The following is a 25211-nucleotide window of genomic DNA, read 5'->3' as shown; positions in this document are numbered from 1 at the left end:
AATGAGCGGCTCACAAGGCCAATTCGATAACGTCTGAAAATCGGAAACAACCATGCTGATGAACACTCCACGCTTCACGCTCAAACCTTTGGTGGCAACGATGTCTCGCCACCGTTTCGTTCCGCTGTATCTGGTGGCCATGGGGATGGGCGCCGGGACCGTGCAAGCGGCCGAGGACGACAACAGTGCCACGCCGGCAGCCGCTGTCGTGGCGGCGCCGACCACGCAACTGCAACGGGTCGAAGTGACCGGTTCGGCGATTCGCCGGGTCGATGCGGAAACGGCGGTGCCGATCACCATCCTCAAGGCTGACGAGCTGCGCAAACAGGGCGTGACCACCACCGCCGAACTGGTCCAGCGCATCACTGGCAGTCAGTCGATCAACAACAGCGCCGGCTCCGTCGGCGCGGCAACGGGCGGTGCGTCGTTTGCCGACATGCGCGGCATCGGCGCGAACAAGACGCTGGTGCTGCTCAATGGTCGACGCCTGGCCAACAACGCCCTGTCGGGGACCAACTCGGCCGGCGGCGCGGTGGACCTGAACATGATCCCGTTCGCCGCCATCGAGCGCGTGGAAGTGCTGCGCGACGGCGCCTCGGCCCTGTACGGCACCGACGCCATCGGCGGTGTGATCAACTTCATCACCAAGAAATCTCTCACCGATGGCGCCCTGACCCTGGGCGGCGAAACGCCGACCCACAGCGGTGGCGGCGCGACCAAAGACATGAGCGCCAGTTGGGGCTACGGCGATCTGGAAGAAGACCGCTTCAACGTCCTCGGCGTGTTCAACTACAACAAGCAGCAGAACCTCGACGCCAACGACCGCTCCTTCGCCACCGACTATGCGCCCGGTCGCGGTCTCGATCAGACTTCCGGCACCGCGTTCCCCGGCAACTACAGCCAGAACGGCAACGCCACCAACCCGTTGGCCAACAGCAATTGCAACGGCCCCAACCTGATCGCCCGCGACGGCTTGTGCCGCTTCAGCACCCGTGAATACATCGATCTGGTGCCACAGACCGAGAAGACCTCGTTCTTCGGCAAGACCACTGCCAAGCTCGGCGATGATCACAATGCCAACCTTGAATATTTCTGGTCGCGCAACAACAACGCCGTCGCCGTCGGCCCGGCGCCACTGACTGGTCTGAGCCTGGATTCATCGTCGCCCTACTACCCCGGCAACGGCATCACCCCGGCGCCCACCGATTTCGCCCTCGACCCGACGCAGCCAGTCGACGTCAACTGGCGCGAGACTGCCGCCGGCCCGCGTGAATCGAAAGACCAGAACACCAGCCAGCGCTTTCTGCTGAGCTTCGATGGTCTGGTTGGCGGCTGGGATTACAACGTCGGCGCCTCGTACAACCAGAACAAAATCGTCTCCAGCGTCACCAGCGGCTATGTCAGCGATCAGGCGATGATTGACGGCCTGGCCAGCGGTTTGCTCAACCCGTTCGGCCCGCAGACCGCTGCCGGCCAGCAGTACATCGATGCCGCCGCGTACCACGGCGCCTACTCCACAGCCGTGGGCCGCGTCGCCGGTTTCGATGGTCGCGTCAGCCGTGAAATCGGCGACTGGTTCGGCGCCGGTCCGTCCGGTCTGGCTCTGGGCGGCGAGTACCGCAAGGAGAAATTCCATCAGGACTTCGAAGAGTTTGCCGGCGACATCCAGAGCCTCGGCATCGACCCGGCCGGCAGCGTCGAGGGCGACCGCAGCGTCAAGGCCGCCTATGCCGAACTCAACGTGCCGGTGCTCGACAGCCTCGAACTGTCCGCCGCTGTGCGCCACGACAAATACAGCGACTTCGGCAGCACCACCAACCCGAAATATTCGTTCCGTTATCAGCCGATCAAAGAGCTGGTGGTACGTGGTGCCTACAGCGAAGGTTTCCGCGCACCATCGCTGTACGAGCTGTATTCGCCGCGCAGCATCACGTTCACTCAGGGTTACTACAACGACCCGGTGCTGTGTACCGGCGGTGTGGTGCAACCGGGCGGTAACGGCGGGCGCGATTGCGGTCAGCAATTCCTCAACCAGATTGGCGGCAACGAGGATCTGGCCCCGGAGAAGGCGCGCAACGTGACGTTGGGCTTCGTCTACCAGCCGATCAGCAATCTGTCGGTGGGTCTGGATTTCTGGTGGATTCACATCTCCAACCAGATCCAGCCGTTCCCGGAATCCACCGTGTTCGATCAGGCCGGCTCCTACCCGGACCGCTTCGTGCGCAACGCCGACGGCACGCTCAACTACATCGTTACCGGCAACGCCAACCTCGGCATCGTCGAGACCAACGGTGTCGACGTGTCGCTCGACTATCGCTTCCCGAACACGCCGTACGGTCAGTTCGGCCTCGGCCTGCAAGGCACCTATGTCGACGAGTACGACTTCCAGAGCACCATCAAAGGCCCGTTCACCGACAAGGTCGGCGACTTTCAGGGCGACGGCGTGATCGCGCGTTGGAAGCACAACCTCACCGGCAGCTGGAGCCTGGGGGCGGCGCGGGCAGCGCTGACCAACCGCTTCACCACCGGTTACAACGATTACGACCGCGAAACGCACGCGCGGGTGGCGTCGTATTCGGTGTGGGATCTGTCGGCCGGTTACACCTTCAACAAAGTGCTCGACGTTGATGCCGGGATGAAGAACGTTTTCGACCGCAACCCGCCGTTCTCCAACCAGGCCTACAACTTCCAGAGCGGCTATGACCCGCGCTACACCGACCCGCTGGGCCGGACATTGTTTGCGCGCATGACTTACCACTTCTAACCCCAAATAAAACGTTTCCCTCTGTGGGAGCGAGCCTTTGTGGTGAGGGGATTTATCCCCGATGGGGTGCGAAGCGCCCCCAAGACCTGCCAACGCGGAGAATCAGAAGTACCGCATGCATTGATCTTGCGACTGCTGCGCAGCCGATCGGGGATAAATCCCCTCGCCACAAGGGCTCGCCTCACATCGGGTCCGGGTTCCTTCAGGGATTTCAAGGGTGACTTCATGAGTTTTTTGCGCAACATGGCTGGCCTGCTGCTCGGCAGTGCGCTGCTGTGCTCCGGCACTTCGGCACTGGCCGCCGGCAGTTATGCGCTGACGGTGTACGGCGAGGCGCCGAAGTATCCGGCCGGCTTCAAGCATTTCGATTTTGTTAACCCCGACGCGCCCAAGGGCGGTTCGCTCAGCCGTGCGTCGATGGAGATCGGTCAGTACAACTACATCACGCCGTATGCCGATCAGGGCATTTCGGTGGTGCAGGTCAATGACTGGGTATACGCGCCGCTGGCGTTCCGCTCGCTGGACGAGCCCTACACGGTTTACGCTCTGGTCGCGCAGCAGATCGAGCGCGACCCCGAGGGCTTGTGGGTGCGTTTCACCCTCAACCCAAAGGCACGTTTCGCCGACGGCGCGCCGATCACCGCCGAAGACGTGCGCTACACCTTCAACCTGCTGATGACCAAGGGCAGCCTGAGTTACCGCCAGCAATACGCCGACGTGCAGGACGTGCTGGTCGAAAGTCCACGGCAGGTCCGTTTCACCTTCAAGAACAACCTCAATCGCACCCTCGCGCTGGATCTGGCGACGCTGCGCGTGCTGCCTGAGCACTGGTGGAAAACCCGCGACTTCGCCAACGGCGGCGGCTTCGAGCCACCGCTGGGCAGCGGCCCGTACCGGGTGAGCAAGGTCGACGCCGGGCGCAGCATCAGTTTCCAGCGTGACCCGGACTGGTGGGGCAAGGACCTGCCGGTCAGTCGCGGCATGTACAACTTCGACAGCCTGACGGTGAATTTCTACGGCGACACCGACGTCGCCCGCCAGCTGTTGCAGGCCGGCGCGTTCGACTACAACCGTGAGTTCTCCTCCTCTGGTTACGTGGTCGGCTATGACAGCCCGGCACTGCGTGACGGCCGCTTGCAGCAGTCGATCCTCGCCCCGGACAAACCCACCGCCGCTCAGGGCTTCGTGTTCAACCTGCAGAACCCGTTCTTCAAGGATCGCCGCGTACGCGAGGCGATCAGCCTGCTCTGGGATTTCGAGTGGACCAACAAACAGATGATGCGCGGCTTCTACGTGCGTCAGAACAGCTTCTGGCCCAAGAGTGAAATGGCCGCCAGCGCCCTGCCCGATGCCGAGGAATTGAAGATCCTCGAACCGTTGCGCGGCAAGGTCCCTGACGAGGTGTTCACCACGGTGTATGAAGCGCCGAAAACCGATGGCAGCGGCTACATCCGCGACAAGCAACTGCAAGCGCTGAAGCTGCTCGCCGAAGCCGGTTGGACGGCGAAAAACAATCGTCTGGTCAACGCCGCCGGCGAGCCGCTGGAATTCACCTTTCTCGATGGCCAAGGCGGCTTCGATCGCATGCTGCTGCCGTTCAAACGCACCCTCGCGCAGATTGGCATCACGCTCAATCTGCGCCGCATCGATTCGGCGCAATACATCAACCGTCTCAACGCCCGCGATTACGACATGATCGTCTGCGCTTTCCCGCGCAGTGGCGATCCGATCGTCTCCCCGGGCCGCGAGTTGTACAGCCTGTACGGCTCGCAAAGTGCAACGCAAGTCGGCAGCTCGAACGCGATGGTGCTGGCCGATCCGGCAATCGATCAACTGATTGACGGGCTGGTCCAGGCCAACAGCCGCGAAGCCATGGTGCATTACGCCCGCGCCCTCGACCGGGTGCTGCAATGGGGTTACTACATGATTCCCAACTACTACTCCAAAGGCACGCCGACGGTGTATCAGAACCGCTTCGGCATGCCCGCTGTGCAACCTTCGTATGACGAAGGTCTCAACACCTGGTGGGAAGTCTCGGCCAGGCCGCTGACGACTCAGCAGATGAGCGCTCAGCTTGCGGGAGGCCAGTGACATGCTGCGTTATCTGAGTCGCCGATTGCTGCTGATCATCCCCACGCTGTTGTGCATTCTGGTGGTGAATTTTCTTATCGTGCAGGCCGCGCCCGGCGGCCCGGTGGAACAAGCCATCGCCCGTCTGCAAGGCTTTGGCGGGCACAGCATGGGCGGCGGTGGCGAAGTCGCGGCGGTCGGCGGTGCCGGGCGCAGCAGCCGTGGGCTGGACCCGGCGCTGATCGAGGAAATCAAACACCATTATGGCTTCGACAAACCGCTGCACGAACGCCTGTGGCTGCTGCTGAAAAACTACGCACAACTGGATCTGGGCAACAGTTTCTTTCGCGGCGCCAAGGTCACCGACCTGATCGTGCAGAAGCTGCCGGTGTCGCTGTCGCTGGGCTTGTGGGCGACGCTGATCACCTACCTGATTTCAATCCCGCTGGGCATTCGCAAGGCAATCAGGAACGGCAGCGCCTTCGATGTCTGGAGCAGCACGGCGATCATCGTTGGCTATGCGATGCCGGCGTTTCTCTTCGCCATTCTGTTGATCGTGGTGTTCGCCGGGGGCAGCTACGTCAACTGGTTTCCGGTGCAGGGGCTGGTGTCGGACAACTTCGACAGCCTCAGCACATTGGGCAAGGTCGGCGACTACCTCTGGCACCTCGTACTGCCGGTCACGGCGCTGGTGATCGGCGGCTTCGCCACGCTGACGATCCTGACCAAAAACAGCTTTCTCAACGAGATCAGTCGCCAGTACGTGATCACCGCACGAGCCAAGGGCCTGACCGAGCGGCGCGTGCTCTACGGCCACGTGTTTCGCAACGCCATGCTGCTGGTGGTGGCCGGCGTGCCGTCGGCGCTGATCGAAGTGTTTTTCGCCGGTTCCCTGCTGATCGAAACCATCTTCAACCTCGACGGCCTCGGGCGCATGAGCTACGAAGCGGCGGTGTCGCGTGACTATCCGGTGGTGTTCGGCGCGCTGTTTCTGTTCACCCTGTTCGGCCTGCTGATCAAGCTGATCGGCGACCTCTGCTACACCCTGCTCGACCCGCGCATCGATTTCTCGGCGAGGACTGCCTGATGTTCACACTGTCGCCTCTGGGCCAGCGCCGCGTCGCGCAATTCAAGGCCAACCGCCGTGGGCGCTGGTCACTGTGGCTGTTTATCGGCCTGTGCCTGATCTGCCTCGGTGGCGAGCTGATCGCCAATGACAAGCCGCTGGTGATCCGCTACCACGACGCCTTCTACTTTCCGATCCTCAGCGATTATCTGGAAACCGATTTCGGCGGCGAGTTGCCGTTCCAACCGGATTACGCCAGCAGTTATGTGCACAAACTGATCGAGGATCAGGGCGGCTGGATGCTGTTTCCGCCGATCCCGTTCAGTTACGACACGGTCAACTACGACCTCACCGAACCGGCGCCCAGCCCGCCGTCATCAAGCAATTGGCTGGGCACCGATGATCAGGCTCGCGATGTTCTGGCGCGGGTGATTTTCGGCACGCGGATCTCGATTCTGTTCGCGCTGATCCTCACCGCGATCAGCGCGTTGATCGGCATTCTCGCCGGGGCCTTGCAGGGCTACTACGGCGGCTGGGTCGACTTGCTCGGGCAGCGCGTTCTGGAAATCTGGTCGGGGCTGCCGGTGCTGTATCTGCTGATCATTCTGTCCGGCTTCGTCTCGCCGAGTTTCTGGTGGCTGCTGGGGATCATGGCGCTGTTTTCCTGGCTGGCGCTGGTCGACGTGGTGCGCGCCGAGTTCCTGCGGGGGCGCAATCTCGAATACGTGAAAGCCGCGCGCGCGCTGGGCCTGACCGACAGCGAACTGATGCGCCGGCACATTCTGCCCAACGCCATGACTTCCACCCTCACCTACCTGCCGTTCATTCTCACCGGCGCCATCGCCACCCTGACCGCGCTGGATTTCCTCGGCTTCGGCATGCCCGCCGGCACCGCATCGCTGGGCGAGTTGATCGGCCAGGCCAAACGCAATCTGCAGGCACCGTGGCTGGGGCTGACGGCGTTTTTTGCCTTGGCGCTGATCCTGTCTTTGTTGGTTTTCATCGGTGAAGCGTGCCGAGATGCCTTTGATCCGAGGAGCTGACATGCAAGACCATTTAATCGAGATCCGCGACCTGCGCGTCGCCTTCGCAGGGCAAGAAGTGGTGCACGGTGTGAACCTCGATATTCGCCGTGGCGAGTGTCTGGCGCTGGTCGGCGAGTCCGGCTCGGGCAAGTCGGTGACGGCGCATTCGATCCTGCGTCTGCTGCCGGGCCAGAGCGTCAGCAGCAGCGGTGCGATTCGCTACAACGGCGTGGATTTGCTGCATGCCAGCGAACAGCAGATGCGCGGTTTGCGTGGCAATCGCATTGCGATGATTTTCCAGGAGCCAATGACCTCGCTGAACCCGCTGCACACGGTGGAAAAACAGATCAGCGAAGTGCTGGAAATCCACAAGGGCCTCAAGGGCCGCGCCGCCCGCGCGCGGACGCTGGAGCTGCTGGAACTGGTGGGTATTCGCCAGCCGTTGCAGCGACTCAAAGCCTATCCGCATCAGCTTTCCGGTGGTCAGCGCCAACGGGTAATGATCGCCATGGCGCTGGCCAACGAGCCGGAACTGTTGATTGCCGATGAACCGACCACGGCGCTGGACGTGACCGTACAGCAGAAGATTCTTGAGCTGCTGATCGAGTTGCAGCAGCGCCTCGGCATGTCGCTGTTGCTGATCAGCCACGACCTCAATCTGGTACGCCGGATCGCTCAGCGCGTGTGCGTAATGCGTCAGGGCGAGATCGTTGAACAGGCCGATTGCGAGACGCTGTTCCAAGCGCCGCAACACCCCTATAGCCGGTTGTTGATCGAAGCGGAACCGAGCGGCGCGCCAGTGCCCAGTGAGTACGAGCACAACCTGCTGGAAGTCGATGATTTGAAGGTGTGGTTTGCCCTGCCGAAAAAACTCTTCAGCCGCCAGCAGGATTACATCAAAGCGGTGGACGGCGTCAGTTTCACCCTGCAACGCGGCAAGACCCTGGGGATTGTCGGCGAATCGGGGTCGGGCAAGTCGACGCTGGGCCAGGCGATCCTGCGCCTGGTCGAATCAGAGGGCAATATCCGTTTCGGCAACAAGCAGTTGAGCCTGCTCAATCAGCGTCTGATGCGCCCGTTGCGCCGGCAGATTCAGGTGGTGTTTCAGGACCCGTTCGGCAGCCTCAGCCCACGCATGTCGGTGCAGCAGATCATTGCCGAAGGCTTGCTGACCCACGGCATCGGCAGCGAGGCCGAGCGCGAGGCAGCGGTGATTCGCGTGCTGGAGGAAGTCGGCCTCGATCCGCAAAGCCGCCATCGTTATCCCCACGAATTTTCCGGCGGCCAGCGCCAGCGCATCTCCATCGCCCGCGCACTGGTGCTGGAACCGGCGCTGATCCTGCTCGACGAACCGACGTCGGCGCTGGATCGCACGGTGCAGAAGCAAGTGGTGGAATTGTTGCGCCAGTTGCAGATCAGGCATGGGCTGACCTATCTGTTCATCAGCCATGATCTGGCGGTGGTACATGCGCTGGCGCATGACTTGATGGTGATCAAGGATGGCAAGGTGGTTGAACAAGGATCGTCGCGGGAGATCTTCGCTGCGCCGCAACATCCGTATACCCAGGAACTCCTGAAAGCCTCGGGCCTCAAGCCTGATGAAGAACCTTGTGGGAGCGAGCCTGCTCGCGAATGCGGTGCATCAGTCACATAAGTGCTGGCTGGCCCGACGCTTTCGCGAGCAGGCTCGCTCCCACAGGTTTGATAGGTGGTGTTTGAAATTTATTTTTCCGGCACTGCATCCAATCGCCTCCGCCACGGGTAGTCCCTGTAACAGCCCACTCTGGTGCTGTCAGCGCCCTTCCCTTTTCGGAGAATCATCGGATGAACATCACCCAGCTGATTGGCTTCACCGGTTTGCTCGCCTTCACCGCGACCACCTTCGCCCAGAGCAGTTATCCCGACGCGATCAAGGTGCCGGACGGGCACAAGATTGCCCTGGAAACCACCGGGGTTGGCGAGATCACCTACGAATGCCGCGACAAACCCAATATGGCCGGGCAGACCGAATGGACCTTTGTCGGCCCGAAAGCGGTGCTCAATGATCGCAGCGGCAAACAGGTCGGCACCTATTTCGGCCCGCCAGCGACGTGGCAAGCCAAGGACGGTTCGAAAGTCACCGGCACGCAACTCGCCGTGGCACCGTCGAGCCCGGGCAACCTGCCTTATCAACTGGTCAAGGCCAATCCGGCCGAGGGCAAAGGCGCGATGACCGGGGTCAGCTATATCCAGCGTGTCGCGCTCAAGGGCGGCGTCGCGCCGGGCAGTGAGTGCAACATGGCGAACAAGGGCAAGCAGGAAGTGGTGAAGTACCAGGCGGATTATATTTTCTGGGCGGCGAACTGATATCCGGAAGCAGTGCACAATCCTGTGGGAGCGAGCCTACTCGTGAAGACGGAGTGTCAGTCGCCTTATTACTTTCTGACCCACCGCATTCGCGAGCAGGCTCGCTCCCACTGGGAACAATGCATCTGGATGTTTGGGAAATGTGAGCTAGATTGCACCCCATGCCTTTACCCGAATCCGTTTTCGATTATGAAGCCCGCCTCGCCGCCTGTGCCCGGGGCGAGCGCGCGGCTTTGCGCGATTTGTATGTGCAGGAAGGCCCGCGCCTGCTCGGCGTGGCCAAGCGGCTGGTGCGCGATACGGCGCTGGCGGAGGACATTGTGCATGAGGCATTCATCAAGATCTGGCACGGCGCGGCCGGGTTCGACCCGGCGCGCGGCTCGGCGCGGGGCTGGATGTTCAGCGTGACCCGGCACCTGGCCTTGAATCAGTTGCGCAAGCAAAGTCGGGAAACGCCGTTCAGTGAAGAACATGAGGCAGCGGCGTCTGATGAGCTGGCCGATATTCACTCGGCGCGCATTCATCGCTGCCTCGAACAACTGGAGCCGCAGCGGCGCAGCTGCATCCTCCACGCCTACGTCGACGGTTACAGCCACGCGCAGATTTCCGCACGCCTCGACACGCCGCTGGGCACGGTCAAAGCGTGGATCAAGCGCAGCCTCAATGCTTTGCGGGAGTGCATGGGATGACCGGCGAATCAGCGCAGGAACGGGATGAACTGGCCGGCGAATACGTGCTCGGCACCTTGTCCTTCGAACAGCGCATCGAGGTGCAACGGCGCCTGCCGAACGATCCTGAGTTGCGCGCGGCAGTCGACGCATGGGAGCGACGTCTGCTGGAGCTGACCGATCTGGCCGAACCTCAGCAACCCTCGGCGCAGTTATGGCCACGTATCGAGCGCAGTCTCGAGCGGCTGACGGTGAGAAAACCTCTCGCTTCCTGGTGGAACCTGCTGCCACTGTGGCGTGGCTTGAGTGCGGCGGGCCTGGCTGCGACGCTGATTCTGGGCGCGATGCTACTGACCCAGACTGCGCCGAAACCGAATTATCTGGTGGTGCTGGTGGCGCCGCAGGACAAGGCGCCGGGTTGGGTGATTCAGGCGAGCAATGCGCGGGAGATCCAGTTGATTCCACTGGGCGTGGTCGAGGTGCCGGCGGACAAGGCGCTGGAGTTCTGGACCAAGGCTGACGGCTGGTCGGGACCGGTGTCATTGGGACTGGTCAAACCGGGGCAAGCGTTGTCGGTGCCGCTGGACAAGTTGCCGCCGCTGCAACCGAACCAGCTGTTTGAGCTGACCCTGGAAGGCGCCAATGGCTCACCGATCGGCAAACCGACCGGGCCGATTCAGGCGATCGGGCGTGCGGTGAAGGTGCTCTGAGGCTCTGCTACGCGGTTGTCCGCAACCATCATCGACGTCGATGTTCACCATCACGGCAATGAAGTTCTCATAAAAAATTCCGGGCGTAACATCAGCTCCATACCAACCAACAACACCCCGGAGCACACCATCATGAAACGCCAGACTCTTCTCAGCATCGCTTTCTCGGTTTTCGCAGTTAACGCTTTCGCCGCCACCCCGGCGCACACCATGATCGCCGAAGGCGGCTCGGACAAACTGATCGAAAGCCGTCTGGCTGAAGGTGGTTCCGATCGTCTGATCGAACGCCGCGTTGCCGAAGGTGGTTCGGATCGTCTGATCGAACGCCGCGTTGCCGAAGGTGGTTCGGATCGTCTGATCGAACGCCGCGTTGCCGAAGGCGGTTCGGATCGTCTGATCGAACGCCGCGTTGCCGAAGGTGGCTCTGATCGTCTGATCGAACGCCGCGTTGCTGAAGGTGGTTCGGATCGTCTGATCGAACGCCGTGTTGCTGAAGGTGGTTCGGATCGTCTGATCGAACGCCGTGTTGCTGAAGGTGGTTCGGATCGTCTGATCGAACGCCGCGTTGCTGAAGGTGGCTCGGATCGTCTGATCGAACGCCGTGTTGCCTGATGCATCACTGCAAGCGCAACACCGCAGAGAAACCCGGCTCCCGCAGCCGGGTTTTTTATGTCTGCGTGTTTTATCCGGCCTTCGCCATGCAGCGCTTGTAACGCTCGTCCACGCGCTTGGCGAACCAGGCAGTGGTGAGTTTGCGGGTGATCTTCGGACTCTGCAGCACAATCCCCGGCAATACCGCGCGCGGTAACGCCTTGCCTTCGGCCCGCTCCGCCAGTTCGAACACGCGTTGATAGAGTCTGGTCTCTTCGAATTCCAGGGTTTTGCCCTTCTCCAGTTGATCGCGAATCGTCGGGTTGCGCATGCCCAGCGACTTGCCGAGGGTGCGCACCGCCAGTTCGGTACTGCCGGGCATGATCGAGTCGTAGCGAATCAGGTCGCCGTCCAGGGTCAGCGGGATGCCGGAAGCGCGGCTCACCGCATTCTGAAACGCGGCATTGCGACTGGCGTACCAGCCGGCGTTGAAATCGGCGAAACGATACAACGGCTCGCGGTAATTCACCGGGTAACCGAGCAAATGGGCGATGCCGAAATACATGCCGCCGCGCCGGCTGAACACTTCACGACGGATCGTGCCGTCCACCGTGTACGGATAATCCTTGGCGTGCTCCTCGGCGAATTCGATGCTGACCTGCATCGGCCCGCCGGTGTGCACCGGGTTGAAGCCGCCGAACAGCGTGCGGCCCATCGGCACCATGCCGATGAAGTCGTCGAAAATCGCGCTCAGTTCCTTTTCACTGCGCGCCGCATTCAGACGCTCGCTGTAGGTCTTGCCGTTGGGCGAGCGCACTTGTAAAGCGCCGCTGACCAGCAGGCTGGGGATGTGCACCTTGGCGGCGCGGCGATCGATTTCGTCGCGGGCGATCTTGCCCAGCCCGGGCACCGTCGGGTCGGCCTGGAAAGTCGATTCCTGCTCGGCCACGGCCAGTACCGAACACAGATTCTGCGTGGTGGTGTTGATGCCTTGCGCGGCGAACGCGGCGTAGATGTCCGTGGCCCAACCCTGACGGTCGGCAGTTTTCGCCGGCAACAGCCGAACGATTTCAGCCTTCACTTCGGCCGGCGGACGCGGCGCCGGTTCGTTGCTGCGCTGGCTGGCGCAACCGGCGAGCAGTAGCACGGCGCCGAGAGTAATGAGTAATCGCATGTTGCTCCATCCAATCAAATTAGCCACAACACCATACACAACCCCCGTAGGAGCTGCCGCAGGCTGCGATCTTTTGATCTTGCTTTTTGCAGATCAGATCAAGATCAAAATAAAAAGATCGCAGCCTTCGGCAGGTCCTACACGCTGATGACAAACTGATTGCAAAACGTTACTGCGAAACCCTATCATTCGCGCCTGGAGTCGCATTAGCGCAAGGAGTTCCGCGCCGCCCTTATTTTTCTTTGGCCGCTCGCCTCCAGGATCCGACATGCCCGCTTCAGCTCGACTCGGCGCTCCATTTCGCCCGACTTTGCTTGCCCTGCTGTGCACCCTGACCGTTACCGCCCACGCCGCTGAACAAAACAGCAAAGAGCTGGTGCTCGACGACGTCAACGTCAATGCCCAAGCCCCGACACCCAACGCCCTGCCCCCGGTCTACGCTGGCGGTCAGGTTGCGCGCGGCGGCCAGTTGGGCGTGCTCGGCAATCAGGACATGATGGACGTGCCCTTCAGCGCCGCGTCCTACACCGAGCAATTGATCCAGGATCAGCAGGCGGAAAACGTCGCCGATGTACTGCTCAACGATTCTTCCGTGCGCCAGGCCTCGGGCTTCTCCAACCAGGCGCAGGTCTTCATGATTCGCGGCCTGCCGCTCAATGGCGACGACATTTCCTATAACGGCCTGTACGGCGTGTTGCCCCGGCAAATCATTTCCACCGATGCGCTGGAGCGCGTGGAAGTGTTCAAAGGCCCCAACGCTTTCATCAACGGCGTGACCCCGACCGGTTCCGGCATCGGCGGCGGCGTCAACCTGCAACCCAAGCGGGCCGGCGACGTGCCGCTGCGTCGTTACACCACCGACATCAACAGCGAAGGCCGCATCGGTCATCACTTCGACATCGGCCAGCGTTTCGGTGAAGACAACCGCTTCGGTGCGCGGGTCAACCTGTCGCAACGCGAGGGCGACACCGGCATCGATCACGAGAACCAGCGCTCGAAACTGTTCGCCATCGGTCTGGATTATCGCGGCGATGCGCTACGGGTTTCCGGTGACTTCGCCTATCAGAAGGAACGCGTCAACGGCGGCCGCAGCTCGGTCAACCTCGGCACCGCCACGCACATCCCGGATGCGCCATCGGCGGACACCAACTACGCGCCGAAATGGGGCTACACCGACATCGAAGACACCTTCGGCATGCTCCGCGCCGAGTACGACCTCAACGACAACTGGACCGCTTACGCCGCCGGTGGCGCCAAGCACACCCGTGAAGTCGGGCGCTATAACTCGACCACGCTGGTCGGCAACAGCGGCGCCTCGTTCACCACCGGCTCGTTCGTCCCCCACGATGAGGACAACACCAGCGTCATGGCCGGCCTCAACGGCAAATTCAACACCGGGCCAGTCAGCCACAAGCTGAATTTCGGCCTGACCGGGATCTGGGCCGAGCAGCGCAGCGCTTATGACTTCGACCTGACCCGCTACTCCAACAACATCTATCACCCGATCACTACCCCAGCGCCGGTCGGCAACTTCGCCGGTGGCGATCTCAACGATCCGGGCATCGTCGGCAAGACCTTCAACCGCAGCGTGGCGATTTCCGACACCCTCGGTTTCTTCGATGATCGCCTGCTGGTCACCGCCGGTCTGCGTCGCCAGCAACTGGTGGTGCAGGGTTACAGCTACGCCAGCTACGGCAGCGGCCCGCGTTCGTCGAGCTACGACGAATCGATCACCACTCCGGTGTACGGCATCGTGTTCAAGCCGTGGGAGCATGTGTCGTTCTACGCCAACCATATCGAAGGCCTGGCCCAAGGCCCGACTTCGCCGACCAGCTCCGGCGGTTTCCGCGTCACCAACGGCAACGAGGTCTACGCACCGAAACGCTCCAAGCAGACCGAACTGGGCGTGAAAGTCGACATGGGCACCTACGGTGCGAGCCTCGGTGTTTACCGCATCGAACAGCCAAGCGATGGCTACTGCGAAATCAACAGTCCGACCACTTGCACCTACGTCCGTGAAGGCGAACAGATCAACAAAGGCGTGGAGATGAACGTGTTCGGCGAGCCGATCGACGGCCTGCGCCTGATCAGTGGCCTGACCCTGATGGACACCGAACTGAAAAACACCCTCAATGGCGCCAACGACGGTAACCACGCCATCGGCGTACCGACCTTCCAGTTCAACGCTGGCGTGGACTGGGACGTGCCAGGCCTGCAAGGCGTTGCGCTGAACGCGCGGATGCTGCGCACCGGCGGACAATACGCCGACGCAGCAAACAACCTCAGCCTGCCGACGTGGAACCGCTTCGATGCAGGCGCGCGTTATGCGTTCAAGGTGTCGGAGAAGGATGTGACCGTGCGGTTCGGTGTTGAGAACCTGGCGAACAAGAAGTACTGGGAATCGGCTCAGGGCGGCTACCTGACCCAGGGCGAACCGCGAGTGGCGAAGTTGTCGGGGACGATCGACTTCTAAGCGTCATTGCGTCGTAAAAAAAGGCCCCGCAGCTTCACGGTTGCGGGGCCTTTCTGGTTTTTGTGGTGCTTGACCGGACGCTTCGCGAGCAGGCTCGCTCCCACACTGGAATGCGTTCCCTGTGGGAGCGAGCCTGCTCGCGAAGAGGCCGGAACTGGCGACCTGATCCATACTTGCTGCACAGCCACAGGGGGACAGCCTCATGAACCGCAGCGACGTGCTGATCATCGGCGCCGGCCCGACCGGTCTGGTCCTGGCGCTGTGGCTGAGCAAACTCGGCGTGCGCGTGCGCATCATCGACAAGACCTCGGCGCCAGGCACCACTTCCCGCGCTCTGGCCGTGCAGGCACGCACCCTTGAGCTGTATCGCCAACTCGACCTCGCCGACACCATCGTGCGTCGCGGCCATCAGGTCGCTGCGGCGAATTTCTGGGTCAACGGCAAACCGGTCGCGCAGTTGCCCCTCAAGCGCATCGGCGAAGGCCTGACGCCCTACGCGTTTGTCGAGATTTTCCCGCAGGACGAGCACGAACGGCTGTTGCTCGAGCGCCTCGAAGATTACGGCGTCAGTGTGGAGCGCAATACCGCACTGGACAGCTTCGAGGAAACCGGCGACACCCTCACCGCCCACCTGCGCCTGCCCGATGGCCGGCAGGAAGTTTGTCAGGCCTGCTATCTGGCCGGTTGCGACGGCGCCCGTTCGGTGGTGCGCAAAGCCCTCGACACCGACTTCCCCGGCGGCACCTATCAGCAGATTTTCTACGTCGCCGATATCACGGCCAGCGGCCCGGCGCTCAATGGCGAGTTGCATCTGGACCTGGACCAAGCGGATTTTCTCGCGGTGTTTCCACTGGCCGGCGAAGGCCGCGCGCGACTGATCGGCACGGTGCGTGACGAACGCGCCGAGCGTGCCGAAACCCTGCAATTTGCCGACGTCAGCAGCCGCGCCATCGAACACCTGAAAGTGCATATCGAAGACGTGCACTGGTTCTCCACCTACCGCGTGCATCACCGCGTGGCCGAGCACTTTCGCAACGGCCGGGCGTTTCTGCTCGGCGATGCCGCCCATGTACACAGTCCGGCCGGTGGCCAGGGCATGAACACGGGCATTGGCGATGCAATCAATCTGGCCTGGAAGCTCGCCGCCGTGCTCAGCGGTGGTGCCGAACCGAAACTGCTCGACACCTACGAAACCGAGCGCATCGCCTTCGCTCGCCGACTAGTCTCCACCACCGACAAGGTCTTCAGTTTCGTCACCGCGCAGGGTCGCATGGCCGATCTGCTACGGATGCGTGTGGCGCCGTTTCTGCTGCCGAAAATGGCCGGGTTCGAAGCCAGCCGCGAATTCCTGTTTCGCACGGTCTCGCAAGTCACCCTCAACTATCGCGGCATGCCACTGAGCCAGGGTGAAGCCGGCCACGTGCACGGCGGCGACCGCTTGCCGTGGGCGCATGATGGCGAAGGGGATAATTTCGAACCGCTACGGCAGCCATGCTGGCAGGTGCATGTCTATGGCGACACCAGCGACGAGATGATCGCCTGGTGCGCCGAACACCACTTGCCGCTGCACGTCTTCGACTGGCGCCCGGCGTTCAAAGCGGCGGGGTTGGGGCGCAACGGGTTTTACCTGCTGCGGCCGGATACCTATGTGGCGATTGCCGATAGCAGCGCCGATCCGAAGGTGATCGAACGCTACTTCCTCGATCACGGCATCCGGCCTTTTCAGTGACCTTCACACTTTGTTGGCCAGCCATTCGTCGGAAAGACCTGAACACCTGTCAACTCTGACAGTGGACGCATTGCGCAGCGCCACCTCTAATCATTGCTCACCGTTTTCAAGGAGCAATCAAGATGGAACTGTCCACCGCAGACCAAGTGCAAGACATAGAGGTCACTGGAACATTAAACGCACTGTTCGAAGTCGCCGACCACCAACCTTTAAATGCTGCTTTGATCGAGTTGCGTTCAACCCAGCGGGTAAAATATGAGTTCCGAGGGAGAACGGAGGCCAACGACAGGTCTTTTATATTTCAAATTTTCAGCGATCTGGAAGATGGAACATATGAAATACCTTCGACCTACTACCAGTACGCCGCATTCTACTTTGCAAATCATGCAGGTTGGACGTACGCATCGCCCAATCAATCAATCTTGCATCTAACGATTTCTGAAAATAAAACTCGTTTCAGTGGAGTAATCAAAGCTGATTTCGATCCAGTCGAACACAAAATTGGTGCTTCAACGCTGTATGTCACTGCGTCGCTAGGTGTCAAACTCAGCAAAGCTCTTTTCTGATAAAAATCGAATCATGGAGACGATCGCAACCTGACGCCTCTGCCTACAAGGAGCAACCATTCCATACAGGCAATGCTGCAAGTTGCGATTCCTTTCTCAGATCCCCGCCAACGCCAGATCCATCGCAAAGTAAGTGAAGATCAGATCCGCCCCCGCACGCTTGATTGCGCCAAGGCTTTCGCGGACCACGCGATCCTCATCGATCGCCCCAGCCTGGGCGCCGAACTTGATCATCGCGTACTCGCCGCTGACCTGATACGCCGCCAGTGGCAGGTTCGAGGCCTGGCGGATGTCGCGGATGATGTCGAGGTAAGCACCGGCCGGTTTGACCATCAGTGCATCGGCACCTTCCTGCTCATCGAGCAGCGATTCGCGCAGGGCTTCGCGGCGGTTCATCGGGTTCATCTGATAGCTTTTGCGATCGCCCTTGAGCGCGCTGCCGCCAGCCTCGCGGAACGGGCCGTAGAGTGCCGAAGCGAATTTGGTCGAGTAGGCCATGATCGGAATCTGCGTGAAGCCGGCGGCGTCGAGCGCCTGGCGAATCGCGCGCACCTGGCCGTCCATTGCTGCCGACGGTGCGATCACGTCAGCCCCGGCGCGGGCGGCCGCTACGGCTTGCTTGCCGAGGTTGATCAGGGTCTGGTCATTGTCGACCTCGTGGTTGTGCATCACGCCGCAATGGCCGTGATCGGTGTACTCGCAAAAACAAGTGTCGGACATCACGATCATTTCCGGCACGGCGTCCTTGGCAATGCGCGACATGCGCGACACCAGACCGTCTTCGCGCCAGGTGTCACTGCCGTTGGCATCGAGATGATGGGACACGCCAAAGGTCATCACCGACTTGATGCCGGCGCGGGCGTAGCGCTCGATTTCACTGGCCAGTTTACGCTCGGGGATGCGCTGCACGCCGGGCATGCTGGTGATCGGCACGAAGTCGTCGATGTCTTCCTCGACGAAGATTGGCAGGACCAGATCGTTCAGGCTGAACTCGGTTTCCTGGAACAGACTGCGCAGGCTCGCATTGCGGCGCAGACGGCGGGGACGTGCTTCGGGGAACTGACTGGACATGGGGCCTTTCCTGAAAACAGCGGATGAGACGAAAGTCGTAGGGGGCGAAGCTTATGCCTTGCGGCGGGTGCGGGACAAACCTGGATCGATCAAGAGAGCGTTACCGGGCTTGTAATAATCCTGCATGTACGTTTCAAATTCCTGTGGGAGCTGGCTTGCCAGCGATGGCGGCAGGTCAGTCACCAATGATGTTGACTGTGCTGGCTTCATCGCTGGCAAGCCAGCTCCCACAGGGGGCATGTGTACAACTGAAAGTCAGGACGGGATGGTCAGGCCACGAATGACGGCCGGGCGAGCTAGAAACCGCTCCAGCACTCGGGTGACATTGGGGAAATTCTCAATCCCGACCAGATCCCCGGCCTCATAAAACCCGAGCAGATTGCGCACCCACGGGAACGTGGCGATGTCGGCGATGGTGTAGCGCTCGCCCATGATCCAGTCGCGGCCTTCGAGGCGAGTGTTGAGCACATTCAGCAGGCGTTTGCTCTCCTCGACATACCGATCGCGTGGACGCTTGTCCTCGTAATCCTTGCCGGCGAATTTGTTGAAGAAACCGAGCTGGCCGAACATCGGGCCAATGCCGCCCATCTGCCACATCAGCCATTGAAGGGTCTCATAGCGCAGCGCGCCTTCCTGAGCGAGCAGCTGGCCGCTCTTGTCGGCCAGATAAATCAGGATCGCGCCGGATTCGAACAACGGCAGGGGTTTATCTTCAGGGCCATGCGGGTCGAGGATCGCCGGGATCTTGTTGTTCGGGTTCAGCGAGAGAAATTCCGCCGAGGTCTGGTCGTTGGTGTCGAAACCGACGCGGTGCGGCTCGTACGGCAGGCCGATCTCTTCGAGCATGATCGACACTTTGACGCCGTTGGGGGTCGGCAGGGAGTAGAGCTGAATCCAGTCCGGGTACTGCGCCGGCCATTTCTGAGTAATCGGGAATGCAGACAGATCGGTCATTGGAAGCATCCAGTCACAAATTGAAAACCGATCATAAAGTAGGCCTGCTGCCGCGCCTACACGAACCGTAACATCCTGTCGCTAACCTGCCTGCATGCCCGCAAAGGTTGCCGTTAGAGTGCTGCGCACTGGCCCGGATCGAACCAAACGGGCATTACAGGACTCTGAGTTATGCCTTTCTCGCAGAGGAAGCTGTTTATGACAGGGAAACACCCGGTGCTGGGAGCCCGCGGTGCAAAGGTTTGTCAGCCTTAACCGATATTGCTGAAGAACCTTCGAATTGATGACGAACCTGATGAGTTTCGCCAAACGTTTCAAACATCGCGCGTACGTGGCCCTGCCCTCCCTGCTGGCAGTCAGCGCGCTTTTTCTGTCCCTCGAATCCAGCGAAAGCCGCGCCCAACCGGCGGACGGCACACAGACGCTGGTGTTCCTGCGCCATGCGGAAAAGCCCGAAGGCGGCCTCGGCCAGCTCAACTGCCAGGGCCTGAACCGCGCCATCGACCTGTCGACGCTGCTGCCGGAAAAATTCGGCAAGGCCGATTACGTGTTCGCCGCCAACCCGACGCGCAACGTCGAGGAAGGCGAGCTGGATAATTCCTACAGCTACATTCGTCCGCTGATGACCATCAGCCCGGCCGCGATCAAGCTCGGCCTGCCGGTGAACATCGAATTCTCTGCCAACGACACCAGCGATCTGGCCCGCGAGCTGCTGGACGAGAAGTACCACAACTCGACGATCTACACCGCCTGGTCCCACGGTTATCTGCCGGATCTGATCAACAAGGTCGCCGGCAACGCAGTGGGCGAGCGACAGAAGATCACCGATGACTGGGCCGGCGATGACTTCGATTCGCTGTATGTGCTGACCCTGAAGTGGCACAACGGCAAGGCCAGTTTGCAGAGCCATGTCTACAAACAGGGGCTGGATAACGGCAAGGACACTTGCCCGACCTGAGTTTTGTATCGCCCGATCTTGCGTCTTCGCGAGCAGGCTCGCTCCCACAGGGGAACGCATTTCAACTGTGGGAGCGAGCCTGCTCGCGAAGAGGCCAGTTGCTTGCACCTCAAGCCTTCTGGCTCACCCGCTCGCGCAAATACTCGATCACCGCCTGACGCTCCCCGGCAAACTCGATCCGCCCGCCCTTCTTCTCGCGCTGGAATACATACATCGGGTCGTAGTACTCGCGCAGCAACACGCTTGTCCAATCGCGAAACAGCTCGACCGAACCGCTACGGGCCTGTTCGGCCAGTGCCGCCTCCATCTGACCGTACAGTCGTTGATAGCGCTCGCCACCCAGGCGACGCTGAATATTGTTCAGGCTGGCAATCAATCGCTCGGCATATAGGGCGAAACCCACCTGCTCGCCATGCAAGGCGACGAACTCGGCGTGCAGGTCAATCACGTAATCCTGCAGGATTCGCTCTACCCGATTCTCGAGGCTGTCTTCAAGCCAGACCAGCGGTGCCGCTTGCATGCCCCGGTACAGCGGCAACGGCAAGGCACAGCTGCCGACCACCCGACTCTCATCTTCCAGGACAAATTGCCCGATCCCGCGGGCGCGCTTTTTCAGCACATCGACAGCCAGGTGATTTTCGAAATCGATGTTGCCCGGTTGCCCGGTGGCGCGCTTGCCGAAACTCGAACCGCGGTGATTGGCATGGCCTTCCAGATCCAGACCATTGCTCAACTGCACCAGCACTTCGGTCTTGCCAGTACCGGTCATGCCACCGAGCAGAACCAGATCGCATTCGGCCACAGCCTGATCGACGGTTTCCAGGAGGAACGTGCGCATGGCCTTGTAGCCACCGCCCACACGCGGGTAATCGATGCCACCCTCGTCCTTGATCCATTGCTGGACGATCTGTGAACGCAGGCCACCGCGGAAACAATAGAGATAGCCGTCGGGGTGGTTACGGGCGAATTCGACCCAGCCCTGGATGCGTGCCTCCCGAACCTCGGCCGACACCAGCCGCTCACCCAGTGCAATCGCGGCTTGCTGCCCGTGCTGTTTGTAACAGGTGCCGACCTGTTCGCGCTCACGGTCGTTCATCAGCGGCAGATTGATCACACCCGGGAACGCGCCGTGGGAAAATTCAACCGGCGCGCGGACATCCATCATTGGCCGGTCGTTGAGGAAAATATCGCGGTAGTCGGTGCAGTCGCGGAGCATCAAATCACCTCGACCGCATTCGTCTGTCGCTCAACCAGTTCGCCGATCGGCGCAAGGTTCAGGCCCAGTTCGGCGGCAACACCGAGGAACTCGTCATTGCCTTCAGGCGTGACCGCAATCAGCAGACCGCCGCTGGTCTGCGGATCGCACAGCACGCGTTTGTGCAGTTCCTGCACGCGGCCAACCTTGCTCGAATAGCTGTCGTAGTTGCGCAGCGTACCGCCCGGCACGCAGCCCTGATCGAGGTAGTACTCGACGCTGTCCAGACGCGGCACGCGGTCGTAGGCGATGCGCGCGGTCAACTGGCTGCCGTCGGCCATTTCCACCAAGTGCCCGAGCAGGCCGAAACCGGTGACGTCGGTCATCGCCGTAACGCCGGCGAGTTTGCCGAAGCGGCTGCCAGGCTTGTTCAGGGTGCACATCCAGTCGCGGGCGACACCGACGTCGGCGGCGCGCAACTTGCCCTTCTTTTCGGCGGTGGTGAGGATGCCGATGCCCAGCGGTTTGGTCAGGTACAACAGGCAACCGGCGGTGGCGGTGTCGTTGCGTTTCATGTGGCGCTTTTCCACGAGGCCGGTGACGGCGAGGCCGAAGATCGGCTCCGGCGCATCGATCGAATGCCCCCCCGCCAACGGAATGCCCGCCGCGTCGCACACCGAGCGACCGCCACGAATCACTTCCCGCGCCACCTCCGGCGCCAGCACATTCACCGGCCAACCGAGGATCGCGATCGCCATCAACGGATCGCCGCCCATCGCATAGATATCGCTGATCGCATTGGTTGCGGCGATGCGGCCGAAGTCGAACGGGTCATCGACAATCGGCATGAAAAAATCGGTGGTCGACACCACACCGCGCTCGGCATCGATCGCATACACCGCCGCGTCATCACGCGATGCATTGCCGACCCAGAGTTTTGGATCGAGGTTCTGTGCGCCGCTGCCGGCGAGGATCACTTCCAGCACCTGTGGGGAAATCTTGCAGCCACAACCGGCGCCATGGCTGTATTGGGTCAGACGAATCGGCTCGCTCATGGGAGAGTCTCTGGCAATGAATGGGGCGGATTCTAGCAGAGCGCGAGAGCGCAGATTTTTGTGCTGACCGAGCGGCCCCTTCGCGAGCAGGCTCGCTCCCACATTTGTACGGTGGTCTCCTGTGGGAGCTAGCCCGCTCGCGAAAGCTATCGAACCTGCCTGCACCGCCCAGTCAGCCCCGCCTGCAAACCTCAGCGAAAATCTGCGTAATCGGCCGATGCGGCTGGCGCTTGTGCATCTGCCGCACTTGTTCGCTTAGTCGCAACAGCTCTTCACTGGGCTTGGCCCATTGCTCTTCGGGCAGCGGCTCGGACCAGGCGCGCATGACTTCCGGCAGCGCCTGCTTGCCGATTCTTTCCAGACGGCGCACTTCCCATTCGACCAAACGATTGGGAATCGTCCATAAAGTCATGACGTGATACAGGTACCAAAAAAATCCCGACAACCGCGAGCGGCGGCCTTCACGGATCTGCTGGTGCATCCGCGCGCGGGCGTTACGAAAAGTGTGCAGGCCTTCGTGGGGCGGGTCGTCCGGGCCTTGCAGATCCTGCAAATCCTGAATTGATTTGAGGTCGTTGACTTCGTACTCCATGTAGCCACGAATCGCTTCCCAATGACTGATCGCGAGCTCCAGGCCGGCGCATTGGAATTCCTGGCTTATGAGGGTTTCACCTTGGTAGAAACCGATGCCCATACCGTATTGGCGATGGATGCCGAACTGGGTGGCACCCTTGGCTTCGATGATCCAGGCGCTGAGCGACTCCCACGGGACAAAGACCGGCTCGGTGGCGCCTTCGGGCATGAAGCAGACTTCGCGGCGTTGGCGGTTGAAGCGGGTTGGGATGAGGGAGAGACGTTTTTTGTGGTGGTGATGCCAGACACCAATACCGATGAGCAAGATCAAGGGACCGCAAAATAATTCATTTTCCAACCCCACTTCGAATATTCCAACCATTGATTCCCAAATCGCCTCGTTTCCATAGCCATAAAGAATCCCTAGCAAGCCCGTGAACAAAGGAAATAAAACGAGAACCATCAAAGTTCCTGCGGTCGTCCCGCCGAGAATCAACTGCCACGTAAATGCCTCTGGCAATCCGAGACCAAAGTCCATGTAACCTTGGTTCAATTCCCCGATGTGAGGCCCATAAGGTGGTATAGGTGCTGGCAATGGCAAAGGTGATAGATAGGTAATTTTCCCGCTTGGGAACGGCTCAATATCGCCCGCTTTTTTTAACCCCTCATATTCCGAACTGGAAAGAGGATTACTGCGATTATTCAGCATGGTCAGCCCATTCGAGATAGTGAGTTTCTACCAGTAGAACCGGAGGGTTCTCCTTGACCGAACCCGGAACCACTACAGCAAAATGGCCGGTATCCCGGGGGGCGATATGAATCACACGAGTTCGTGACTCCGACTCGCCTTTGCCATTGACGGTCTGGATACATATGGCAAGTTCGAGCGTTTCCTTTGCAGGCGTATAGTCAGAATCGGGACGGATTGGGTACTGAAGACAAAGCACCAAACCATCTGGTGATGACTTCACGATTCGCAGACTGCTCAATATCTCGTCACTGATGACTTCCTTGCGCACTTGCGGCACACCGCGACCATACAGCGGTGCGACAAGTCGATGGGCACCGATTCCCAAGCGTTGACTCGGTTTACCGTTTAACGGTGGGAGAAGATCATTTAGCGCCAGCCTCGGCAGAACCAAATGAATATCACTGGGTTTGGCGCCAAATAATAAAGTCTTCAGCCAGGTGTCACTGGGATCAGGTCCTGATTGGGCGTAGGGAGCGTGTATCAAAAATGCCAGATAATTTTGATAATCATCCAGGGAGTGGTCACCGCGCATCTCTTCATCACGGCTCCAGGGCGTGATTTTCAACCACTTATCGTGTGCAGAGAGATTGTACCGATTGAACAGCCATGTCCCGGCGAACTCTAGCACCGTGAACAACGCACCAGCCAAATTGAATCGAAAAAATACAGTAGAAAGACGTGTGCCAGCGGCGGCCCAAGCAGTTGCTCGCGCCGAACGGTTCGGTGCAGTTAAAATTTTAATGGAGGCAGATACTGTATTACCAAACCCGTAGCCACTAGTCGCAATCATGCCTGCCGCGCCCGAGGTCGCCATCGCAGCTGCTCTCTGCTCAGATTGAGTACCACTTCGAACCGCGTCTTGCCACTTTCGATCTTTGATTCTGAAGCTGGTTAAGGAAGTTCTCAAACTCAAAAGATAGGTAAACATGCCCAACCCAACATGCAACTTTCCCATCTGCACATGAACCTGTTGCAGCGCCTCAACCTGCATACCGGCAATAAGACTCGCGCTTCGAGCCTTGAGCGCAGTATCGGCAAGCCCTTGCGCAGCGGTAAATCCGGCTGCGCCTGTCGCGATAATGGCAGCAAAAAAATCCGCCCGTTTCTTCCTGTCCCTCGTCTGCTTCATCACCTCTCGATAAGCCCCCACCAAATTCACCACCTGCACCATCACCACCAACAACCCCATCCCCTCCGTCCGCACCAGACTCGCCTTCGAAACCCCCGCCACCCCCGCGCGAATATTCTCCAGCAACCCTCGCAATTCCCCGTGCTGCGCCGGCGGAAACACCACCGTCACGCCCGCTTTCGCCGGGGTGGCGCCATACAGCCGTGCCGAGCGATCCGGCAGTTCATCAATCGGGCTCAACGCCGCCGCGAGGCGGCCTTCGAACAGCGCCAATTGCGTGCGCACGCGGACGATTTCCTGCTGCAATTCCACCGCCCGGGCGGTTTTGTGGCCTTGGCGGTTT

19 protein-coding genes and 1 pseudogene are annotated in these 25211 nt (G+C 60.6%); 13 read left to right on the top strand and 7 right to left on the bottom strand.

Annotated elements, in window-relative coordinates; translation table 11 throughout:
• The first annotated feature begins 52 nt into the window (after positions 1 to 52).
• From ASG55_RS17525 to ASG55_RS17485, 9 genes are all read left to right on the top strand, one after another.
• A complete protein-coding gene (locus tag ASG55_RS17525) occupies positions 53 to 2764 on the top strand; it encodes a TonB-dependent receptor (RefSeq protein ID WP_056788674.1) in 2712 nt (903 codons plus the stop codon).
• A gap of 225 nt (positions 2765 to 2989) precedes the next feature.
• Positions 2990 to 4855, top strand: coding sequence for an extracellular solute-binding protein (locus ASG55_RS17520; RefSeq protein ID WP_056788671.1), 1866 nt, complete (start codon positions 2990 to 2992; stop codon positions 4853 to 4855).
• A gap of 1 nt (position 4856) precedes the next feature.
• On the top strand, positions 4857 to 5921 hold the full coding sequence (locus tag ASG55_RS17515; RefSeq protein ID WP_056788670.1) for a microcin C ABC transporter permease YejB: 1065 nt from the start codon (positions 4857 to 4859) through the stop codon (positions 5919 to 5921).
• Positions 5921 to 6943 carry an ABC transporter permease gene (locus tag ASG55_RS17510; protein WP_056788667.1) on the top strand — a complete coding sequence of 341 codons (1023 nt, stop codon included), beginning with the start codon at positions 5921 to 5923 and terminating at the stop codon, positions 6941 to 6943. Before ASG55_RS17515 ends, ASG55_RS17510 begins: the two co-directional genes overlap by 1 nt.
• A 1-nt stretch (position 6944) precedes the next feature.
• Entirely contained in the window at positions 6945 to 8579 is a 1635-nt protein-coding gene (locus ASG55_RS17505) for an ABC transporter ATP-binding protein (protein WP_056788665.1), read from the top strand.
• Positions 8580 to 8749: 170 nt separating this feature from the next.
• A complete protein-coding gene (locus ASG55_RS17500; protein WP_056788662.1) occupies positions 8750 to 9271 on the top strand; it encodes a DUF3455 domain-containing protein in 522 nt (173 codons plus the stop codon).
• Between the two features lie 161 nt (positions 9272 to 9432).
• Positions 9433 to 9960: a sigma-70 family RNA polymerase sigma factor gene (locus ASG55_RS17495; RefSeq protein WP_056788660.1), complete on the top strand. Its 528-nt coding sequence runs from the start codon at positions 9433 to 9435 to the stop codon at positions 9958 to 9960.
• Positions 9957 to 10649, top strand: coding sequence for an anti-sigma factor (locus ASG55_RS17490; RefSeq protein ID WP_056788657.1), 693 nt, complete (start codon positions 9957 to 9959; stop codon positions 10647 to 10649). The genes ASG55_RS17495 and ASG55_RS17490 overlap by 4 nt, the downstream gene beginning before the upstream one ends.
• 132 nt (positions 10650 to 10781) lie before the next feature.
• The gene (locus ASG55_RS17485; RefSeq protein ID WP_024013496.1) at positions 10782 to 11261 is read left to right on the top strand and encodes a hypothetical protein; all 480 of its coding nucleotides are present in this window, start codon (positions 10782 to 10784) and stop codon (positions 11259 to 11261) included.
• Between the two features lie 70 nt (positions 11262 to 11331).
• On the opposite strand, the gene ASG55_RS17480 is transcribed toward ASG55_RS17485, so the two are convergent.
• On the bottom strand, positions 11332 to 12414 hold the full coding sequence (locus tag ASG55_RS17480) for a DUF1615 domain-containing protein (protein WP_056788655.1): 1083 nt from the start codon (positions 12412 to 12414) through the stop codon (positions 11332 to 11334).
• A 268-nt stretch (positions 12415 to 12682) separates the two neighbouring features.
• Between ASG55_RS17480 and ASG55_RS17475 the strand changes: the two genes are divergently transcribed.
• The 3 genes from ASG55_RS17475 to ASG55_RS17465 all read left to right on the top strand — a co-directional run bounded on the left by ASG55_RS17475 (position 12683) and on the right by ASG55_RS17465 (position 17182).
• Positions 12683 to 14887, top strand: coding sequence for a TonB-dependent receptor (locus ASG55_RS17475; RefSeq protein ID WP_056788653.1), 2205 nt, complete (start codon positions 12683 to 12685; stop codon positions 14885 to 14887).
• Positions 14888 to 15089: 202 nt separating this feature from the next.
• Positions 15090 to 16616 (top strand): FAD-dependent oxidoreductase, encoded by a 1527-nt coding sequence (locus ASG55_RS17470; RefSeq protein WP_056788650.1) that lies wholly within the window; start codon positions 15090 to 15092, stop codon positions 16614 to 16616.
• A gap of 122 nt (positions 16617 to 16738) precedes the next feature.
• Complete coding sequence (locus ASG55_RS17465; RefSeq protein WP_056788647.1) at positions 16739 to 17182, top strand: hypothetical protein; 444 nt, start codon at positions 16739 to 16741, stop codon at positions 17180 to 17182.
• A gap of 96 nt (positions 17183 to 17278) precedes the next feature.
• Here ASG55_RS17465 and hemB read toward each other — a convergent pair whose 3' ends face one another.
• Together hemB and ASG55_RS17455 are read right to left on the bottom strand one after the other, a co-directional pair.
• A complete protein-coding gene (gene hemB, locus ASG55_RS17460) occupies positions 17279 to 18253 on the bottom strand; it encodes a porphobilinogen synthase (protein ID WP_016775388.1) in 975 nt (324 codons plus the stop codon).
• A gap of 255 nt (positions 18254 to 18508) precedes the next feature.
• Positions 18509 to 19207, bottom strand: coding sequence for a glutathione binding-like protein (locus tag ASG55_RS17455; protein WP_056788645.1), 699 nt, complete (start codon positions 19205 to 19207; stop codon positions 18509 to 18511).
• A gap of 283 nt (positions 19208 to 19490) precedes the next feature.
• Between ASG55_RS17455 and ASG55_RS17450 the strand changes: the two genes are divergently transcribed.
• The gene (locus ASG55_RS17450; RefSeq protein ID WP_024013504.1) at positions 19491 to 20165 is read left to right on the top strand and encodes a hypothetical protein; all 675 of its coding nucleotides are present in this window, start codon (positions 19491 to 19493) and stop codon (positions 20163 to 20165) included.
• 109 nt (positions 20166 to 20274) lie between these two features.
• Here the strand turns inward: ASG55_RS17450 and mnmH are convergent, their stop codons facing one another.
• From mnmH to ASG55_RS26940, 4 genes and pseudogenes are all read right to left on the bottom strand, one after another.
• Complete coding sequence (mnmH, locus tag ASG55_RS17445) at positions 20275 to 21381, bottom strand: tRNA 2-selenouridine(34) synthase MnmH (RefSeq protein ID WP_056788642.1); 1107 nt, start codon at positions 21379 to 21381, stop codon at positions 20275 to 20277.
• Positions 21381 to 22415, bottom strand: a complete 1035-nt coding sequence (gene selD / locus ASG55_RS17440; RefSeq protein WP_056788639.1) for a selenide, water dikinase SelD — start codon at positions 22413 to 22415, stop codon at positions 21381 to 21383. Before selD ends, mnmH begins: the two co-directional genes overlap by 1 nt.
• Before the next feature lie 172 nt (positions 22416 to 22587).
• Positions 22588 to 23697 (bottom strand): hypothetical protein, encoded by a 1110-nt coding sequence (locus ASG55_RS17435; protein ID WP_156388201.1) that lies wholly within the window; start codon positions 23695 to 23697, stop codon positions 22588 to 22590.
• A pseudogene (locus ASG55_RS26940) lies at positions 23687 to 25211 on the bottom strand (toxin VasX); the annotation flags it as partial. The gene ASG55_RS17435 and the pseudogene ASG55_RS26940, both read right to left, overlap by 11 nt.

The organism is Pseudomonas sp. Leaf434, assembly GCF_001425545.1.
Classification (GTDB): domain Bacteria; phylum Pseudomonadota; class Gammaproteobacteria; order Pseudomonadales; family Pseudomonadaceae; genus Aquipseudomonas; species Aquipseudomonas siliginis.
This window is presented reverse-complemented; position numbering and strand designations above follow the sequence as displayed.

Bases quoted from the DNA above. Each gene is read 5' to 3' on its own strand.
- ASG55_RS17525 (WP_056788674.1), top strand. From the start codon at position 53: ATGCTGATGAACACTCCACGCTTCACGCTCAAACCTTTGGTGGCAACG.
- ASG55_RS17520 (WP_056788671.1), top strand. From the start codon at position 2,990: ATGAGTTTTTTGCGCAACATGGCTGGCCTGCTGCTCGGCAGTGCGCTG.
- ASG55_RS17515 (WP_056788670.1), top strand. From the start codon at position 4,857: ATGCTGCGTTATCTGAGTCGCCGATTGCTGCTGATCATCCCCACGCTG.
- ASG55_RS17510 (WP_056788667.1), top strand. From the start codon at position 5,921: ATGTTCACACTGTCGCCTCTGGGCCAGCGCCGCGTCGCGCAATTCAAG.
- ASG55_RS17505 (WP_056788665.1), top strand. From the start codon at position 6,945: ATGCAAGACCATTTAATCGAGATCCGCGACCTGCGCGTCGCCTTCGCA.
- ASG55_RS17500 (WP_056788662.1), top strand. From the start codon at position 8,750: ATGAACATCACCCAGCTGATTGGCTTCACCGGTTTGCTCGCCTTCACC.
- ASG55_RS17495 (WP_056788660.1), top strand. From the start codon at position 9,433: ATGCCTTTACCCGAATCCGTTTTCGATTATGAAGCCCGCCTCGCCGCC.
- ASG55_RS17490 (WP_056788657.1), top strand. From the start codon at position 9,957: ATGACCGGCGAATCAGCGCAGGAACGGGATGAACTGGCCGGCGAATAC.
- ASG55_RS17485 (WP_024013496.1), top strand. From the start codon at position 10,782: ATGAAACGCCAGACTCTTCTCAGCATCGCTTTCTCGGTTTTCGCAGTT.
- ASG55_RS17480 (WP_056788655.1), bottom strand. From the start codon at position 12,414: ATGCGATTACTCATTACTCTCGGCGCCGTGCTACTGCTCGCCGGTTGC.
- ASG55_RS17475 (WP_056788653.1), top strand. From the start codon at position 12,683: ATGCCCGCTTCAGCTCGACTCGGCGCTCCATTTCGCCCGACTTTGCTT.
- ASG55_RS17470 (WP_056788650.1), top strand. From the start codon at position 15,090: ATGAACCGCAGCGACGTGCTGATCATCGGCGCCGGCCCGACCGGTCTG.
- ASG55_RS17465 (WP_056788647.1), top strand. From the start codon at position 16,739: ATGGAACTGTCCACCGCAGACCAAGTGCAAGACATAGAGGTCACTGGA.
- hemB (WP_016775388.1), bottom strand. From the start codon at position 18,253: ATGTCCAGTCAGTTCCCCGAAGCACGTCCCCGCCGTCTGCGCCGCAAT.
- ASG55_RS17455 (WP_056788645.1), bottom strand. From the start codon at position 19,207: ATGACCGATCTGTCTGCATTCCCGATTACTCAGAAATGGCCGGCGCAG.
- ASG55_RS17450 (WP_024013504.1), top strand. From the start codon at position 19,491: ATGACGAACCTGATGAGTTTCGCCAAACGTTTCAAACATCGCGCGTAC.
- mnmH (WP_056788642.1), bottom strand. From the start codon at position 21,381: ATGCTCCGCGACTGCACCGACTACCGCGATATTTTCCTCAACGACCGG.
- selD (WP_056788639.1), bottom strand. From the start codon at position 22,415: ATGAGCGAGCCGATTCGTCTGACCCAATACAGCCATGGCGCCGGTTGT.
- ASG55_RS17435 (WP_156388201.1), bottom strand. From the start codon at position 23,697: ATGCTGAATAATCGCAGTAATCCTCTTTCCAGTTCGGAATATGAGGGG.